Origin of the sequence: Paracoccus fontiphilus (genome assembly GCF_017356265.1) — a bacterium.
Taxonomy (GTDB): Bacteria; Pseudomonadota; Alphaproteobacteria; order Rhodobacterales; family Rhodobacteraceae; genus Paracoccus; species Paracoccus fontiphilus.
The window spans coordinates 1-15,816 of the sequence record NZ_JAFNAW010000028.1 but is presented as its reverse complement, the minus strand read 5'-3'; the positions used below and the strand labels follow the sequence as shown (position 1 = coordinate 15,816).

Annotated in this window: 17 protein-coding genes and 2 tRNA genes; 4 read left to right on the top strand and 15 right to left on the bottom strand. The window is 66.8% G+C overall.

Annotated features, from left to right (window positions below; genetic code table 11):
- Positions 1-79 precede the first annotated feature (79 nt).
- The 8 genes from argB to rpmH all read right to left on the bottom strand — a co-directional run bounded on the left by argB (position 80) and on the right by rpmH (position 6,106).
- Positions 80-979, bottom strand: a complete 900-nt coding sequence (gene argB, locus J0F76_RS11220; protein WP_207469511.1) for an acetylglutamate kinase — start codon at positions 977-979, stop codon at positions 80-82.
- Between the two features lie 78 nt (positions 980-1,057).
- Entirely contained in the window at positions 1,058-1,708 is a 651-nt protein-coding gene (gene yihA / locus J0F76_RS11215; protein WP_207469412.1) for a ribosome biogenesis GTP-binding protein YihA/YsxC, read from the bottom strand.
- Positions 1,705-2,466, bottom strand: coding sequence for an MOSC domain-containing protein (locus J0F76_RS11210; RefSeq protein ID WP_207469410.1), 762 nt, complete (start codon positions 2,464-2,466; stop codon positions 1,705-1,707). Before J0F76_RS11210 ends, yihA begins: the two co-directional genes overlap by 4 nt.
- Positions 2,463-4,298 carry a membrane protein insertase YidC gene (yidC, locus tag J0F76_RS11205; protein WP_207469408.1) on the bottom strand — a complete coding sequence of 612 codons (1,836 nt, stop codon included), beginning with the start codon at positions 4,296-4,298 and terminating at the stop codon, positions 2,463-2,465. Before yidC ends, J0F76_RS11210 begins: the two co-directional genes overlap by 4 nt.
- Before the next feature lie 111 nt (positions 4,299-4,409).
- Positions 4,410-5,282: a tRNA 2-thiocytidine(32) synthetase TtcA gene (gene ttcA / locus J0F76_RS11200; RefSeq protein ID WP_207469406.1), complete on the bottom strand. Its 873-nt coding sequence runs from the start codon at positions 5,280-5,282 to the stop codon at positions 4,410-4,412.
- Positions 5,266-5,529, bottom strand: a complete 264-nt coding sequence (gene yidD / locus J0F76_RS11195; protein WP_207469404.1) for a membrane protein insertion efficiency factor YidD — start codon at positions 5,527-5,529, stop codon at positions 5,266-5,268. Before yidD ends, ttcA begins: the two co-directional genes overlap by 17 nt.
- Complete coding sequence (gene rnpA / locus J0F76_RS11190; RefSeq protein WP_242690150.1) at positions 5,526-5,861, bottom strand: ribonuclease P protein component; 336 nt, start codon at positions 5,859-5,861, stop codon at positions 5,526-5,528. The genes yidD and rnpA overlap by 4 nt, the downstream gene beginning before the upstream one ends.
- A 110-nt stretch (positions 5,862-5,971) precedes the next feature.
- Positions 5,972-6,106 (bottom strand): 50S ribosomal protein L34, encoded by a 135-nt coding sequence (gene rpmH / locus J0F76_RS11185; RefSeq protein ID WP_207469400.1) that lies wholly within the window; start codon positions 6,104-6,106, stop codon positions 5,972-5,974.
- A 263-nt stretch (positions 6,107-6,369) separates the two neighbouring features.
- Here rpmH and J0F76_RS11180 point away from each other — a divergent pair, with 263 nt between their 5' ends.
- Both J0F76_RS11180 and J0F76_RS11175 read left to right on the top strand, forming a co-directional pair.
- Entirely contained in the window at positions 6,370-7,788 is a 1,419-nt protein-coding gene (locus J0F76_RS11180; protein WP_207469385.1) for a sensor histidine kinase, read from the top strand.
- A gap of 81 nt (positions 7,789-7,869) precedes the next feature.
- Positions 7,870-7,946 (top strand) — tRNA-Arg (locus tag J0F76_RS11175).
- A gap of 269 nt (positions 7,947-8,215) precedes the next feature.
- Here J0F76_RS11175 and J0F76_RS11170 read toward each other — a convergent pair.
- Complete coding sequence (locus J0F76_RS11170) at positions 8,216-9,544, bottom strand: MFS transporter (RefSeq protein WP_242690149.1); 1,329 nt, start codon at positions 9,542-9,544, stop codon at positions 8,216-8,218.
- A 109-nt stretch (positions 9,545-9,653) separates the two neighbouring features.
- A complete protein-coding gene (locus tag J0F76_RS11165) occupies positions 9,654-10,892 on the bottom strand; it encodes an aminopeptidase P family protein (protein ID WP_207469383.1) in 1,239 nt (412 codons plus the stop codon).
- Between the two features lie 105 nt (positions 10,893-10,997).
- Between J0F76_RS11165 and J0F76_RS11160 the strand changes: the two genes are divergently transcribed.
- Positions 10,998-11,894, top strand: a complete 897-nt coding sequence (locus tag J0F76_RS11160) for a LysR family transcriptional regulator (RefSeq protein ID WP_207469381.1) — start codon at positions 10,998-11,000, stop codon at positions 11,892-11,894.
- Between the two features lie 189 nt (positions 11,895-12,083).
- On the opposite strand, the gene J0F76_RS11155 is transcribed toward J0F76_RS11160, so the two are convergent.
- The 4 genes from J0F76_RS11155 to gatC are packed head-to-tail and all read right to left on the bottom strand — an operon-like array spanning position 12,084 to position 14,938.
- Positions 12,084-12,794 carry an N-acetylmuramoyl-L-alanine amidase gene (locus J0F76_RS11155; protein WP_341351586.1) on the bottom strand — a complete coding sequence of 237 codons (711 nt, stop codon included), beginning with the start codon at positions 12,792-12,794 and terminating at the stop codon, positions 12,084-12,086.
- Entirely contained in the window at positions 12,791-13,147 is a 357-nt protein-coding gene (locus J0F76_RS11150) for a hypothetical protein (RefSeq protein WP_207469376.1), read from the bottom strand. Before J0F76_RS11150 ends, J0F76_RS11155 begins: the two co-directional genes overlap by 4 nt.
- A gap of 28 nt (positions 13,148-13,175) precedes the next feature.
- Positions 13,176-14,654, bottom strand: coding sequence for an Asp-tRNA(Asn)/Glu-tRNA(Gln) amidotransferase subunit GatA (gene gatA, locus J0F76_RS11145; protein ID WP_207469374.1), 1,479 nt, complete (start codon positions 14,652-14,654; stop codon positions 13,176-13,178).
- Complete coding sequence (gene gatC / locus J0F76_RS11140; protein WP_207469365.1) at positions 14,651-14,938, bottom strand: Asp-tRNA(Asn)/Glu-tRNA(Gln) amidotransferase subunit GatC; 288 nt, start codon at positions 14,936-14,938, stop codon at positions 14,651-14,653. Before gatC ends, gatA begins: the two co-directional genes overlap by 4 nt.
- Before the next feature lie 198 nt (positions 14,939-15,136).
- Between gatC and J0F76_RS11135 the strand changes: the two genes are divergently transcribed.
- Positions 15,137-15,211, top strand: a tRNA-Glu gene (locus J0F76_RS11135).
- Positions 15,212-15,231: 20 nt separating this feature from the next.
- Here J0F76_RS11135 and J0F76_RS11130 read toward each other — a convergent pair.
- On the bottom strand, positions 15,232-15,816 hold a 585-nt coding region (locus J0F76_RS11130; protein ID WP_207469362.1), incomplete at its 5' end, for a tyrosine-type recombinase/integrase.

Here is a 15,816-nt window from a genome sequence, read left to right as displayed (position 1 = left end):
ATGCAGGCAGCCCCCGTTTCAAGCCGAATGTGAAGGCAGCCTGCCATTCCCCCGCGCATTCGGCAAGGCGATGCGTGCCCTAGAGAGAGGCTTCGCCTTGCCGCAACCCGCGCGGGCGGGTCGAGGGCGGGGTGGACCGGATCAGGCTGCCCGCGCCGTGTTCGGTGAACAGTTCCAGCAGGCTGGCGTTGGGCACGCGCCCGTCCAGGATCACCACCGCGCGCACGCCGTCCTGCAGGGCCTTCAGCGCGGTTTCGGTCTTGGGGATCATGCCGCCCGCGATGGTGCCGTCGGCGATCATGTCGCGCACCTGGTCGGGGTGAAGCTGGGTCAGGACTTCGCCGTTCTTGTCCTTGACGCCGGCCACGTCGGTCAGAAGCAGCAGCCGGTCGGCCCGCAGGGCACCCGCGATGGCGCCGGCGGCGGTGTCGCCGTTGACGTTGAACGTCTCGTTGTCGGCCATTCCGGTGGCGACGGGGGCGATCACGGGGATCAGGCCCGCCTTGTAAAGGTCGCGGATGATCTGGACGTTCATCTCTACGGGGCGGCCCACGAAGCCCAGTTCGGGGTCGTCCGCCTCGCAGACCATCAGGTCGTCGTCCTTGCCGCTGATGCCGACCGCGCGGCCGCCCGCGTCGTTGATCGCCTGGACGATGCGCTTGTTAACGAGGCCCGACAGCACCATCTCGACCACTTCGACGGTTTCCTTGGTGGTCACGCGCTTGCCGCGCACGAAGGTGCTTTCGATGCCCAGCTTGCCCAAGAGTTCGTTGATCATCGGGCCGCCGCCGTGGCAGACGACCGGGTTCATGCCGACCTGCTTCATCAGGACGATGTCGCGGGCGAATTCCGCCATCGCGTCGTCGTCGCCCATGGCATTGCCGCCGAACTTCACCACGACCACCGCGCCGGAATAGCGCTGCAGATAGGGCAGAGCTTCGGAAAGGGTTCTGGCGGTGGCGGTCCAGTCGCGGTTCATGTTCTGCTTTCTCATCCTTCAGGGCCCCTTGATGACGCGCGGACCCTAGGACGCCTCGGCGGATCAGTCCAGACGCGTTCAGTCCAGACCGGCGATGATCGCGCGCAGGGTCGTGATGCCCTGGCCCTTGTCCGAGGAGGTGACGACGATCTGCGGAAAGGCGGCGGGGTGTTTCTGCAATTCCGCCTCGACCTGGGCGATGACCGGCTGGATGGCGTTCGGCCCCAGCTTGTCGGCCTTGGTCAGCACGACCTGGAAGGGTACGGCGGACTTGTCCAGCAGGGTCATGATCTCGTGGTCCACCGGCTTCACGCCGTGGCGCGAATCGATCAGGCAGAAGGCGCGGCGCAGGGTGGGGCGGCCCGCCAGATAGTTCTTCAGCAGCGCCTGCCATTTGGCGACGACCGCGACCGGCGCCTTGGCGAAGCCATAGCCGGGCAGGTCCACCAGATAGCTGCGGTCGCCCAAGGTGAAGTAGTTGATTTCCTGCGTGCGGCCCGGCGTGTTCGAGGCGCGGGCAATGCCCTTGCGGCCGGTCAGCGCGTTGATCAGGCTGGACTTGCCCACGTTGCTGCGGCCCGCGAAGCAGACCTCGGGGCGGTCGGCGGGGGGCAGGCCGTCCATGGCGACCACGCCCTTGAGGAAATCGACAGGGCCCGCGAACAGCAGGCGCGCGGCCTCGGCTTCTTCGGCTTCGGGTTCGGGGGCGACGGGGAAGGCGACCTTCATGCCGCCACCTTATCGCCCAAGGCGATGTCGCCGCCGGTGACGACCTCGGCGAAAATGCCGAAGTCGGTGTGGCCGTAAAGGCGGTCCAGCGTTGCCAGCATGTCGATGTCCCGTTCGCCGGTGTCGGTATTGGCGCTTGTCGCGTCGCAGCGGCCGACCTGGCCGGTCACGCGCAGTTCGGCCTTGCCGATGCGGATGACCTGGCCGATCAGGTCGCGTTCGGCCCAAGGCGCCCAGCCATCGATCCACAGGTTGCCGCGCCAGCGGTGGATGCCAAGCGCCTGGCCCGTGCGGGCCTCGAGATCCGCAAGGCTCGCCAGAGACAGGATCGAGATCCAGGGCCACCTCTGGTCGGTCCAGATCGCGGCGCCCCGCACCAGCCGGGTGGGGGCAGGGGCTTCGGCGGGCCACAATGGGCGCAGCCATTCGACCAGCCGGTCGCCCTCGGTTTCCGGGTCGATCACCAGATCGGCCTGGGCGGGCTGGCGCAGCACCAGATGGCCATCCGACCAGCCGCCGCTGATGGCCTGGACCTGCGGCGAGGACACGCCGCGGATGAAGCAGGACTTGGGCAGCCAGCGGTCGGGCTGCCCGCCGGTCTGGCTGGCCTGCGCGTTCCGCTCTCCGGCCTCGGTCAGGACGGCCCATTCGCGGTCGCCCGGCAGGCGGCGCGCGGCGGCCAGGGTGACGCGGTCCAGCCCCTCGCCGCCGATCGACTTGATCGGGTGGCGGCGGATATGGGCCAGGCGCGCGGTCACTTGCTGCCCTTGCGCGGTCGCGAGGGGATCGAGGCCTTGATGTTGCCGAACAGGTCGGGCCGGTGACCATGCATCGACATGATCGTGTATTGCTGCACGCAGGTGATCAGGTTGTTGGTGATCCAGTACAGCACCAGGCCCGACGCGAAGCCGCCCAGCATGAACATGAAGATCCAGGGCATCCAGGCGAAGATCATCTTCTGGGCCGGATCGGCGGGGGCCGGGTTCAGCCGCTGCTGGACCCACATGCTGATGCCTAGGACGATCGCCAGCGCCGGCAATGACAGCGAATGCAGCAGCGTGCCTTGCGCGGGCGGCGCATAGGGCAGCAACCCGAACAGGTTCAGCAGCGACGAGGGATCGGGCGCGGCAAGGTCGCGAATCCAGCCGACCCAAGGGGCGTGGCGCAGTTCGATGGTGACGAAGATCACCTTGTAGAGCGCGAAGAAGATCGGCACCTGAAGCAGCACGGGCAGGCAGCCGGCGGCGGGGTTCACCTTCTCGCGCTTGTAAAGCTCCATCATCTCTTTCTGGAACTTCATGCGGTCGTCGCCGGTGCGTTCCTTCAGCGCCTCCATCTGCGGCTGCAGTTCCTTCATCTTCGCCATCGAGATGTAGGACTTGCGCGCCAGCGGGAAGACCAGCGTCTTGAGGATGAAGGTCAGCGCGATGATGGACCAGCCCATGTTGCCGATCATGCCGTGCAGCCAGTGCAGCAGGCGGAAGATCGGCTTGGTCAGGAAGTAGAACCAGCCCCAGTCGATGGAATCCACGAAGCCTTGGATGCCGGGGGTTTCCTGATAGCCGTTGATGACCTCCCACACCTTGGCGCCGGCGAACAGGTAGCTGTCGGCATTGACCTGGGTGCCCGGCGCGACGGTCTGCATGGGATAGCGGGCTTCGGTCTGGAAGATGCCCGCGCCTTCCGCATATTTCACGACCGAGGTGAAGGCCTGACCCGGTGCGGGGGCCAGGGTGGTCATCCAGTACTTGTCGGTGAAGCCGATCCAGCCGTTGCCCGTGACCTCGGTCACCTCGGCGCGGCCCTCGCGATCCACGGGGTCCAGTTCGGCGATCTTGTCGTATTTCAGTTCCAGCAGCGTGCCATCGGCCATGCCGACCGCGCCTTCGTGCAGCACGAAGAAGTTCTGCGTGTCGGGGCGGCCGTGGCGGGCGATGATGCCATAGGGCGCGGCGGTGAAGGCCGCGTCGCCGTTGTTCTGCAGGCTGTGGCCGACCGTGAACAGGTAGTTCTCGTCGACCGAGAAGGTGCGGCGGAAGATCTGCCCCGCGCCGTTGTCCCAGGCCAGCGTGACGGGCTTGCCCGGCGCCAGCGTGTCGCCCGCTTCCAGCGACCAGACGGTCGAGGGATTGGGCACCAGGGCCGGATCGACGCCGGGGCCGGGGGTCCAGCCATAGACGGCGTAATAGGGCTTCGCCTCGCCGGTCCGGATGGCGTCGGTTGCCGTCGCGGACGACGGCGACAGCAGGCGCACATGGGGCGAGTCGTCGTCCAGCGTCTCGCGATACCTTGTCAGCAGCAGGTCGTCGATGCGCCCGCCCGCCAGAGAGATCGAGCCCGACAGCGAGGGCGTCTGGATCTGCACGCGGCCCGCCTGGGGCGCGGCATCGGCCGGCGTGGCGGCCAGGTCGGCCGGCAGCGTGCTGCTCTCCGGGTTGGCCAGCGGGACGTCCTGGGTCTGCGTTTCCACGGCGACCGGCTGTTCCTGCGTCTGGGCCGGGGGCTCGGGCGCGAAGACCGTGTACCAGACCAAGATCACCAGGAACGACAGGACCGTCGCCAGGATCAGATTGCGGTTGTTGTCTTCCATGCCGTCACCAAGCCTTTGCGCGCGTCAGTCGCGCCGGTTCAACAGAAGGGGCGTCCAAAGGTCAAGCGGATTTGCCCCCGGGGGCCAGCCCTGCCCCGGGGCCGCAGGCGCTTATCGAAGCCGCGGGATGTCGTCCACGGGTGCCGCGGCGTCCCCGGGAAACAGCGCGGCGAAGTCGAACAGCTTCGGGTCCAGCAGATGCGAGGGGCGCACGTTCATCAATGCGCGGAACATCACCTGGCGCCGGCCCGGCGTCCGCTGTTCCCATTCGTCCAGCAGCCGTTTCACCTGGACCCGCTGCAGCCCTTCCTGGCTGCCGCACAGGTCGCAGGGAATGATCGGATAGTTCATCGCGCGGGAAAACCGCTCGCAATCCGCCTCGGCCACATAGGCGAGGGGGCGCAGCACCGTCAGGTCGCCGTCCTCGTTCAGCAGCTTGGGCGGCATGGTCGCCAGCCTGCCGCCATGAAACAGGTTCATGAAGAAGGTTTCCAGGATGTCGTCGCGGTGATGACCCAGAACGACGGCGGAACAGCCTTCCTCGCGCGCGATGCGGTACAGGTTGCCCCGGCGCAGGCGCGAGCACAGCGAACACATCGTCCCGCCCGGCGCGATCTTGTCCGTCACGATGGAATAGGTGTCCTGGTATTCGATGCGGTGCGTGACGCCACGTTCGGTCAGGAATTTCGGCAGCACGGTCGCCGGAAAGTTCGGCTGACCCTGGTCCAGGTTGCAGGCCAGCAGGTCCACCGGCAGCAGCCCGCGCCATTTCAGTTCGTGCAGAACCGCCAGCAGGGTATAGCTGTCCTTGCCGCCCGACAGGCAGACCAGCCAGCGGTCGCCGGGGCGGACCATGCCGTAATCCTCGATCGCCGCACGGGTTTCGCGCACCAGCCGCTTGCGCAGCTTTCGGAACTCGGTCGAGGAGGGGGCGCCCGCGAACAGCGGGTGGATCTCGGTCTGGTCGTCAGTGTCGTCCAGCATCGGACTGCCTTTCGTGGTCGGGATCGGCCCCCGGCACCGGATCATAGCCCGTGCCGCCCCAGGGATGACAGCGCCCGATGCGCCGGGCCGCCAGCCAGGTGCCGCGCAACGCACCATGGCGCGCCAAGGCATCCAGCGCATAGGCCGAGCAAGTCGGCTGGAAGCGGCAGCCATGCCCGACCCAGGGCGAGGCGACCAGCCGGTATCCCCGGACCGGCAGCGCCAGAAGACGGGCCAGCGGGCTCATGGATGGATCTTCCGCAGCGCGGTGCCGAGGTCGCGGCAGAGGTCGGCGAAATCGCGCGTCACCGTCGCCTCGGGCCGGCCGACCAGGACGTAATCCCAGCCGGGCCGCGCGCCCTGCGGCAGATGCAGCCGGGCGATTTCGCGCAGCCGCCGCTTGGCGCGGTTGCGCATCACTGCGTTGCCGATTTTTTTCGAGCAGGTGAAGCCCACGCGGAACGGGGCGCCGTCGCCCCTGTCGCGCGCCTGCAACAGAAAGCCCGGCGTTCCTTGCCGCAGCGCGCGCGAGGCGGCCAGGAAGTCGGCGCGCTTGGCGATGACCGGCGGCATGGACATGCGAAATGCCGCCGTGCCGTCATCCGCGGTTCGCTTTGGCGCAACGGGATGGGGCAGGGGCGGCATCTGCAACAGCCTCTGGTTCGGCGGAACGGGCCCGCCGCGAGGAATCAGGCCGACAGGCGCTTGCGGCCCTTGGCGCGGCGACGGTTCAGCACGGCTTGGCCGCCTTTGGTCGCCATGCGGGCGCGAAAGCCGTGACGGCGCGCACGAACGAGGTTCGAGGGTTGAAAGGTGCGCTTCATGGTCAATCTCCGGGGTCGTATATGCGGGTGGCGGGCGGCAGCGGCGGAATGACAGAATTCCACCCTGCGCGCGAACGCGCCGGTTGTTCGAAGCCCGCTGGATAGATCAAGCGGCCTTTCCCGTCAACCGGTAAGGCGCCCGTTCCGAAGATTGTGCTTTTCCACGGAAGCCGGAACTGGTGTAAGATCACATTCGTTTGATGTGCAAACCGGCGTGGCCGGGCCGAAACACGCGTATTCGACGCGACGACAACCAAGAATCCATGCGACTGAATACGATCTCTGGCCGATTCGCCGCGCTGACGATCATCTTCGTCATGCTGGCGGAACTGTTCATCCTTCTTCCGGCGCTTGCCAGCTTCCGGCTCGATTACCTGGAATCGCGGCTGGAGCGGGCGCAGATCGCCAGCCTTGCGCTGCTGGCCACCGACGAATCGCTGGCCAGCGACCTGGAGTCCGAACTGCTGCAGAATGCCGGGGTCTTCAACGTCGTGCTGCGCCGCAACGACATCCGCCAGCTTGTCCTGTCCTCGCCTATCCCTGGGCCCGTGGCCCAGACCCATGACCTGCGCGAGGAAGGCGTGCCGCAGACCATCGACGACGCGCTGGGCACGCTGCTGAACCGCCGCAACGAGGTGATCCGCGTCATCGGCGCGCCTGTCAACCAGGCGGGACAGCTGATCGAGATCACGATGGAAACCGCGCCGCTGCGGGCGGGGATGATCGACTATGGCCTTCGGCTGCTGCTGTTGTCCGCGGCATTCTCGATCATGACGGCGATCCTGCTGAACCTGGCCGTGCAGCGGCTGGTGCTGGTGCCCATCCGTCGCGTCATCAGCCACATGGTGTCCTATGCCCAGGCGCCCGAGGACCCGCGCCACATCATCAGCCCCGACGCCCGCCTGGCCGAACTGCACGACGCCGAGACCGCGCTCCAGACCCTTCAGAAGACCGTCACGTCCTCCTTGAAGCAGAAAGAGCGGATGGCCCAGCTTGGCCAGGCGGTGGCCAAGATCAGCCACGACCTGCGCAACATCCTGACCACCGCGCAGATCTTCGCCGACCGGCTGGAGGACAGCGGCGATCCCAAGGTCAGGCGGGCCGCGCCGAAGCTGGTCAACTCGATCAGCCGGGCCGTGAACCTGTGCGAAACCACGCTGGCCTTCGGCAAGGCCGAGGAACCGGCGCCCACCCTGTCCCGCTTCGCGCTGGCGCAACTGGCGGCCGAGGTGATCGAGGCCGAGACCCTGGCCAGCGGCGAGGGCGCGAAGGTCGAGTTCCTGATGGACATTCCCCCCGCGCTGACGATCCGCGCCGACCGCGACCAGCTTTACCGCGTCCTGACCAACCTGTCGCGCAACGCCCGCCAGGCGATCGAGGGCACGGGCCAGCCCGGAACGGTCGAGATCGGCGCGGGCGAGACCGACAACGACTGGTGGATTCGGGTGGGCGATACCGGGCCGGGCCTGCCCGAGAAGGCGCGAGAATATCTGTTCAAGCCGTTTTCGGGCAGCGTCCGCAAGGGCGGGACCGGCCTTGGCCTGACGATCGCCGCCGACCTGATCCGCGGGCATGGCGGCCGGCTGGACCTTGTGCGCAGCGACCGCGACGGCAGCGAGTTCATGATCCACATTCCGCGCGACATGGCAATCCTGCCCGCGCCTCAGGCGGTCGCGTCCTGAGAAAATGAGAAGGGGCGACGTTTTTTTCCGTCGCCCCTCTTGCATCCTCCGGAACAGGGGGATAGATCACCGCCCTACGACGGACCCGTAGCTCAGCTGGATAGAGCACCAGACTACGAATCTGGGGGTCGGGCGTTCGAATCGCTCCGGGTCCGCCATTAGCTTCCAGGCACTTAGACAAGCTTCCCCTGCGGGGGACCGAAGCTGCGGGTGAGCCACGCGCTCCCGGATCTTTCCGTTCCGGAATCGCGCCCTGACTCGAGTTTCCCCGGCATTGTTTGGTCGAAGCGTTTTCCGGATCGCGGTCAGCCGCACCCATGCCGCGGCACGGGCGAATGCGGCCTTTCACGAAGAATCGCGTCCCGCGGACGGGAAAAGGAAGCGGCCTTGCAGGGCCGCTCCTTCGGCTGTGTTGTCGCGGTGCCGTTCAGTCCTCCAGCGGCTTGCCCGCAGTCTCTCGGCTGGTGAGCATGGCGATCAGGGCAACAACCGCCGCCGCCACCAGGAACCAGGCGGGCGCCGCCTTGCTGCCGGTGGCCGAGATCAGCCAGGTGGCGATGAAGGGCGCGGTGCCGCCGAACAGGGCGTTGGCGGTGTTGAAGCTGAAGGCGAAACCGGAATAGCGCACTCGGGTGGGAAAGATCTCGGACAGGAAGCAGGGCAGGGTGCCGTCGTTCACGGTCAGCAGCGCCCCGAAGATCACCTGGACCAGCACGATGGTGCCGAAGGTCGCGCCATCCAGCAGGCCGAACAGCGGCACCGTCAGGACGATGAACAGGATCGACGCGGCGACAAGCGCGGTCTTGCGCCCGAACCGGTCCGACAGCGCGCCCATCATGAAGATCAGGAAGATATAGGCGAACAGCGCGATGCTGTTGGCCAGGAACGACGCGCTTTCGTCCATGCCCATCTCGGTGATGAGATAGGTCGGCATGTAGCTGAGGATCAGGTAGAAGCCGACCGCGTTCAGGCAGGTCACGCCGAAGGCGCGGAGGATCGGCTCGCGATAGGTCGTGAACAGTTCCCTGACCGGGGTGGCCTCGACATGATGCCGCGCTTCAAGCTCGCGGAACCGGGGGGTGTCTTCCAGCTTCAGGCGGATGTAGAGGCCGACAAGGCCCAGCGGAAAGGCCAGCAGGAAGGGCAGGCGCCAGCCCCAGCCGTGCAGTTGCGCCTCGGTCAGCTGGCTGAACAGCAGCGCCGACATCAGCGACCCGGCCAGCAGGCCCGCGGCGGTGCTGGCGGGGACCATGCTGGTATAGAAGCCGCGCTTTTCCGGCGGCGCGTATTCCGCCAGGAAGGACGTGGCGCCCGCATATTCGCCCGATGCGGAAAAGCCCTGCACCATGCGGACCAGCAGCAGCAGGACAGGCGCCGCCATGCCGATCTGCGCATGGGACGGCAGAAGGGCGATCACCGTGGTTGCGCCCGACATGATCAGGATCGACCACGACAGCGCGGTGCGTCGGCCCACCCGGTCGCCGATGCTGCCCCAGACGATGCCGCCGATCGGGCGGATCACGAAGGAAATCGCGAAGACCGCGAAGGTGGCCAGCAGCGCGGCGGACGGGGCGATCTCGGGAAAGAAGACGACCGCGATCACCGTGGCGAAATAGCCGTAGGACGCGTAGTCGAACCATTCGACGAAGTTGCCGATGAAGCTGGCGGTCAGAACCTTGCGCAGGACGGCGGGCGTCGCCTTGGCATCGGGCGGTGCGTCTGCGGCGGCAGTCGCGGAAATGTAGGCTGTGGTCATGGTCTCCTCCCATGGATGCTGGATGACGGCCCGCCCCTCCCGGCGGTCCGGCGTGCTTTCGCGCTCTTGAACGGAAAGACCGGCGGGGGCTTCCCGCCGGTTGCAGATGTCAGGCGGCCTTGGCCTTGCCCCCCGTCCTGACGATCAGGTGGTCCGGGCCATAGGGGAAGCCCGTGATGTTGCGGTTGCCGCCGTCCTCGATCACCAGGATGTCGTGTTCGCGATAGCCGCCGGCGCCGGGCTGGCCTTCTGGGATGGTGATCATCGGCTCCATGCTGACGACCATGCCGGGTTCCAGGACGGTGTCGCAATCCTCGCGCAGTTCCAGCCCGGCCTCGCGGCCGTAATAGTGCGACAGCACGCCGAAGCTGTGGCCATAGCCGAAGCTGCGGTATTGCAGCAGGTTCTCGGCGGCGTACATCTCGTTCAGTTCCGCCGCGATGTCGGAACATCTCGCGCCGGGCACCAGCAGTTCCTTGCCGCGGTCATGGACGCGGCAGTTGAAGTCCCACAGGCGGATGTGGTCGTCGCTGGCTTCCTCGGCGAACAGGGTGCGTTCCAGGGCGACGTAATAGCCCGCGACCATCGGGAAGCAGTTCAAGGACAGGATGTCGCCGCGTTCGATCCTGCGGCTGGTGACGGGGTTGTGGGCGCCGTCGGTGTTGATGCCCGACTGGAACCAGGTCCAGGTGTCCAGCAGTTCGGCGTCGGGCCAGGTCCGGGCGATCTCTCGGACCATGGTGGCGGTGGAATGCAGCGCCACCTCGTGTTCGGGCACGCCCACGGCGGTTGCCTCCACGCAGGCCGCGCCGCCCAGGTCGGCGATGCGGGCCATTTCCGTGATATGGGCGATCTCCTCGGCCGACTTGATCATGCGCAGGCGCATGGCGGGGGCGGCGATGTCGACGAAATCGACGCCCGGGAACTCGGCCTTGAACTGGTTCAGCAGGTCGATGTTGACGTGGTCGAACTCGATCCCGATGCGCCTGGCCTTGCCGATGATCTGGCGGATGGCGTGGAAGTAGTTGTCCTTCTGCCAGTCGGTATAGGTCAGGTTGCTGCCGCCGAAGGTGCGCCGCCACGGCTGCCCGCCGTCGATGCCCGCGCTGATCGAGGTGGCGTGGTCATGATCCACGAAGAAGCCATAGCGCCGCCCGAACTGGCAGTACATGAAGTCGGCGTAGTAGTTGATGTTGTGATAGGACGTGAACAGCGCCGCATCGACGCCCGTGTCGGCCATGTGTTTGCGGATCGCATCCAGCCGGCGCCGCATCTCGGCGTCCGAGAAGGTGCCCTTGGCCTTTTGCCCGTTGCCGACAAAGTCCTGAAGTCTCTCGCGTTCGGTCATCGACCCCTCCTTGAGTGATATTTCCTGAACCATGCAGCCGGTGTTTGCAGCGGTCAAAAGAGGATTTATAAAGCATCGATTAGTTTTTCTCATAAGGGGAACGCGATGTCCCAGCCTCCGCTGAACGCCTTGCGCGCCTTCGAGGCGGTGGCCCGCACGGGCAGCTTCCGCGCGGCGGCCGAAAGCCTGTTCGTCACGCAATCCGCCATCAGCCATCAGATCAAGCACCTGGAGGACTGGCTGGGACTGCCCCTGTTCGATCGCGGGGGCAGGGCGCCAAGGCTGTTGCCGCGCGGCATGGCACTGGCGCGCGATCTGACGACGGCGTTCGACGGCATCGACGCCGCCTGCCGCCGGGCAAGGCCCGCCTCGCACGAGGGCGCGGTCGTGGTGGCGGCGATCCCATCGGTGGCGGTCTGCTGGCTGATCCCTCGGCTGCCGCGGTTCCGGGCCTTGCATCCGGACATCCAGTTGCGCGTGATCTATGCCCATCACGGCCACGAGATCGACGTCGCGACCACCGACGTGGCCTTCACCTTTGCCGACACGCCGCCGACGGGAGAAGGCATCCTGGCCCAGCCGTTCCTGTCCGGCCGCAGCGTGCCGGTGGGCAGCCCCGCCCTGGTCGGCACGGGTCCGGTCGCCCTGTCGTCCGAATGGCTGCTGAAGGTCGGACTGCTGCACGACACGGACCAGTCGGGCTGGAAGACCTGGCTTGCGCGGGCGGGGGCAGTTGTTCCCGACCGGCTGCCCGGCGCGATCTTCGAGGATTTCAACCTGCTGCGCGCCGCGGCCCTGGCGGGGCAGGGGGTGGCGCTGTGTTCCCTGGCGATGATCGGCCCCGACCTGGCCGAGGGTCGCCTTGTTCAACTGTCCGATGTGTCGGTGCTGGAGGAGTTCGACTACTACCTGATCCAGTCCGGCCCCACGCCGCGCGATCCCGGACGGCGCAAGGCACGGCAGGCGTTCCTGTCCTGGGTCAAGGCCGAACAGACCGGCTAGGGCGAAGGTTCATCGCGCTGGCGCCCGTCATGCGGGCTGCGGGAACCGACCCTGGGCTTCAAGGGAACTGGACGAAAGGACAGGTTTACCCGCGCGTCAGGATCAGACATAACACCCATATCAGCCGAGCGGCCAATGTGTTGTTTGTTCCCGAGTTCGGGCCGCCCGGCTGAGAAATCCCCCCTGAAGTCATGCCGTCCGAAACGGTGCCGGTGCGGTTTCCGGCCTCAAGGTCTCGGCCGCCCCGTCACCGGCAGGTTGATCCGCCTGTCCCGCCGCAAAGGCTGCCGCCCGGCGGTCTGCCTCGGTCTCGGCGCCCCGGCCCCAGGGTCGATGGCGCAGGCGGAAGGCGGACAGGCGAAGCTCGGCCGAGGCGGGCGGATAGCCCAGGCGGGTCAGGCTGGCCTCCAGGGGCAGGTCCTCGGCCCGGCCGCTGGGTGTCGCAAGCCCTTCGCGTGCGAGGCGCTGCCAGTCGAATCGGGGGCCGGGGTCGATCTTGCGGTCGGGCGCCATGTCGGAATGGCCGATCACCGCGTGGGGGCCGATGTGCCAGCGAACCATGATCTCGCGCAGCAGCACGACCACGGCATCCATCTGGCGGGCCGGGAAGGGCCGGTCGCCGGGATTGGCGATCTCGATCCCGATGCTGCGAGAGTTCACGTCGTCGCGGCCCTTCCAGGACCCGGCGCCGGCGTGCCAGGCACGGCGGTCCTCGGGGACAAGCGCCTCGACCCGGCCATCCTCGTGGATCAGCCAGTGGGCGCTGACCTCGGCGGTGGGATCGCACAGCCGGGCGCGCGCCTCGGCCGTGTCGCTCATCCCGGTATAGTGCAGGACGACGAGTTCAGGCCGCTGGCCCCGCCGATCGCCGTGATTTGGACTGGGGTAATCCGCGCTCACAGCGGCGGCTGGTCGTCCTTGCGCATCGACGGGGGCGCGATCGGGATCGGCGCGTCCGGATCTTGCGCGGGAACGGTCTGGACTTTCTTCACCACCCGCACCTTCGTCACGCCCATGGTGGGCGGGATCGGCACGGGACTGCGGCCCGCGATCTCGGCCCCCGTCGGCGCATAGAACGGCCGCGCGACCGGAATGGTCTTCGGCGATTCCGCGGCCGTCACCAGGGCTGCCTCGCGGGTGGCACGATACTCGCCATAGCGGGTCGGTGCGAAGTTGTAGTTCGGGTTCCAGCCCAGATGCTCGCCGCAGCCGGCAAGCGCCAGCACCGAAAGGATCAGACAACCGCGCATCATGCCTCCTGGATATGCCATCGGCCCGAGCCTACCACCAGCGATCGGGCTTGGCTACAAATCCGGCAGCGCGTTCAAGAACAAGGGCGTGGTTCAGCAATTCGCCTTCCTCGAAGGGTTTTCCGAACAGTTGCAGGCCCAGCGGCAGCCCCTGGCTGTCCTGGCCCACGGGAACCGCGATGCCCGGCAGGCCGACCAGGTTCAGCGTCACCGTGAACACGTCGTTCAGATAGGCCTGCACCGGGTCGGACTGGTCCAGCGACCCCAAGGGGAAGGCGGCCGACGGCGTGGTCGGCGCCAGGATCGCGTCGATGCCTGCGGCGAAAGCCTGATCGAAGTCGCGCTTGATCAGCGCGCGGACCTTGCGGGCGCGGTTGTAATAGGCGTCGTAGAAGCCCGCCGACAGCACATAGGTGCCGATCATCACCCGGCGCTGCACCTCGGGGCCGAAGCCCTCGGCGCGGGTCTTTTCATACATCTCGACGATGCCGTCGCCTTGGCCCAGCTTGGCGCGGCGGCCATAGCGCACCCCGTCATAGCGGGCGAGGTTCGACGACGCCTCGGCCGGGGCGATCACGTAATAGGCGGGCAGGGCGTATTTCGTGTGCGGCAGGCTGATCTCGACGATCTCGGCGCCCGCGTCGCGCAGCATGTCCGCGCCCTTGTCCCACAGCGCCTCGATCTCGGGGGGCAGGCCGTCGCGGTATTCGCGCGGGATGCCGATGCGCTTGCCGCGGATGTCGCCGGAAAGCGCGGCCTCGAAGTCCGGCACGGGAAGGTCGGCACTGGTCGAGTCCATCGGATCGACCGAGGCCATGGCCCCCAGCATGATCGCCGCGTCGCGCACCGTCTTGGTCATCGGCCCCGCCTGATCCAGCGACGAGGCATAGGCAATCACTCCCCAGCGACTGACGCGGCCATAGGTGGGCTTCAGCCCCACGATGCCGGTGAAGGCCGCGGGCTGGCGGATCGAGCCGCCGGTATCCGTCCCCGTCGCGGCCAGGCACAGGTCCGCCGCCACCGCCGCCGCCGACCCGCCCGAGCTGCCCCCCGGCGTCAATTGCCGGTCATCGACCTTCCAGGGGTTCACCGCCGGGCCGTAGCAGCTGGATTCGTTGGCCGAGCCCATGGCGAATTCATCCTGGTTCAGCTTGCCCAGCATGACCGCGCCCGCGTTCCACAGGTTCTGGGTCACGGTGGATTCATATTCCGGGCGGAAGCCTTCCAGGATGCGGCTGGCCGCCTGCGACGGCACGCCCTTCACGCAGAAGACATCCTTGATGCCGACCGGAATGCCGGTCATCGCGGCGGCCTTGCCCGCCTTGATGCGGACATCCGCGGCCTCTGCCATCTCGCGCGCCATCTCGGGGGTCTTGTGGACAAAGGCGTTCAGCGCGCCCGCGTTCTCGATGGCGGCCAGGCAGGCTGCGGTCAGTTCGACCGAGGTCGTCTCGCCCCTGGCCAGCGCGTCGCGGGCCTCGGCGATGGTCAGGGTGTTCAGGTCGCTCATTCCACCACCTTCGGGACGGCAAAGAAGCCCTCGCGGGTGTCGGGGGCGTTGGACAGGATCTTGTCGGCCATCTCTCCGGCCGTCACGACATCCTCGCGCCGCTTGAGCCGCATGGGGGTGACGCCGGTCATCGGCTCGACGCCGGCCACGTCGACCTCGGACAGTTGTTCCATGAAATGCAGGATGCCGTTCAATTCTCGCGCAAGCGCGGGCAGAGCGGCGTCATCGACCGCGATGCGCGCCAAATGCGCGACCTTGCGGGCCTGATCCTCGGTGATCGACATGACGGTTCCTTTCGTTGGGCGCGGGTCTACAACCCCGGGCGCGCCCCTGCAAGAACCGCGCGGATGCCCGACCCCGAGGGGCAGTTTCGGCCTTTGTCAGAAATTTTGCCGGACCCGGTTTTTTCCCCTTGCGCACCCCTGCGGCTTTGCCTAAACACCGCCCCACGCCGCCGGTGATGACTGGCAGTGCTGAAAAGTGGCCCGTTCGTCTATCGGTTAGGACGTCAGGTTTTCAACCTGAAAAGAGGGGTTCGACTCCCCTACGGGCTGCCACTTCTTCTTGTAAGCAATGATTATCGTTCACCTTTAGCTCTCTTCTTGTCCAACTCTGCAGAAAATTTGGGCACGGTTTGCAATCTGGTGAACCCGCTATCTGCCAGCTTCGAGCGGTTCGCCTTCTTTGCGTAGGTGTCCGCCTGCTTGGTGTCCTCGTGCGCCAAATAGGAGGCAATCTCCCATGCACTGGCACCGGCATCAGCCAAGCGAGTTGCACCAGCTTTGCGCAGCCCATGCGGTGAGCCGGGAACTTGCGCCTCGGCGCAGCGGTCCCGAAACCAGTTGCCAAGGGTTTCCGGCTTGTACCCGATCGGCCGCGCGTCCTGCGTGATGAACAGAAGCCGATCGGTCGGCGCATGAGCCAGTTCTTCTGCCAAGTCGGGTAGAATCGGTAGATCAGCGGCAACAGAGGTTTTCGCCCGCTTGTAGGCGATCCTCGTGCCGCCAACTGTCTTGCTGACGTGCTGCCACCCGACGCGGCAAAGGTCTTGCCGGGACATTCCCGTGTTCACATCGTAAGCGCGACGGCGTTCCCCTTCTGCCTCTTGTAATCTGCTTGGGCCATTCTGCACGCGCATGAGCGTGGGAGTGTTGGCTTGGAG

What these genes read in the sequence shown, in the direction of transcription:
- argB (WP_207469511.1), bottom strand. Translation starts at nt 979, where the DNA reads ATGAACCGCGACTGGACCGCCACCGCCAGAACCCTTTCCGAAGCTCTG.
- yihA (WP_207469412.1), bottom strand. Translation starts at nt 1,708, where the DNA reads ATGAAGGTCGCCTTCCCCGTCGCCCCCGAACCCGAAGCCGAAGAAGCC.
- yidC (WP_207469408.1), bottom strand. Translation starts at nt 4,298, where the DNA reads ATGGAAGACAACAACCGCAATCTGATCCTGGCGACGGTCCTGTCGTTC.
- ttcA (WP_207469406.1), bottom strand. Translation starts at nt 5,282, where the DNA reads ATGCTGGACGACACTGACGACCAGACCGAGATCCACCCGCTGTTCGCG.
- yidD (WP_207469404.1), bottom strand. Translation starts at nt 5,529, where the DNA reads ATGAGCCCGCTGGCCCGTCTTCTGGCGCTGCCGGTCCGGGGATACCGG.
- rnpA (WP_242690150.1), bottom strand. Translation starts at nt 5,861, where the DNA reads ATGTCCATGCCGCCGGTCATCGCCAAGCGCGCCGACTTCCTGGCCGCC.
- rpmH (WP_207469400.1), bottom strand. Translation starts at nt 6,106, where the DNA reads ATGAAGCGCACCTTTCAACCCTCGAACCTCGTTCGTGCGCGCCGTCAC.
- J0F76_RS11180 (WP_207469385.1), top strand. Translation starts at nt 6,370, where the DNA reads ATGCGACTGAATACGATCTCTGGCCGATTCGCCGCGCTGACGATCATC.
- J0F76_RS11170 (WP_242690149.1), bottom strand. Translation starts at nt 9,544, where the DNA reads ATGACCACAGCCTACATTTCCGCGACTGCCGCCGCAGACGCACCGCCC.
- J0F76_RS11165 (WP_207469383.1), bottom strand. Translation starts at nt 10,892, where the DNA reads ATGACCGAACGCGAGAGACTTCAGGACTTTGTCGGCAACGGGCAAAAG.
- J0F76_RS11160 (WP_207469381.1), top strand. Translation starts at nt 10,998, where the DNA reads ATGTCCCAGCCTCCGCTGAACGCCTTGCGCGCCTTCGAGGCGGTGGCC.
- J0F76_RS11150 (WP_207469376.1), bottom strand. Translation starts at nt 13,147, where the DNA reads ATGATGCGCGGTTGTCTGATCCTTTCGGTGCTGGCGCTTGCCGGCTGC.
- gatA (WP_207469374.1), bottom strand. Translation starts at nt 14,654, where the DNA reads ATGAGCGACCTGAACACCCTGACCATCGCCGAGGCCCGCGACGCGCTG.
- gatC (WP_207469365.1), bottom strand. Translation starts at nt 14,938, where the DNA reads ATGTCGATCACCGAGGATCAGGCCCGCAAGGTCGCGCATTTGGCGCGC.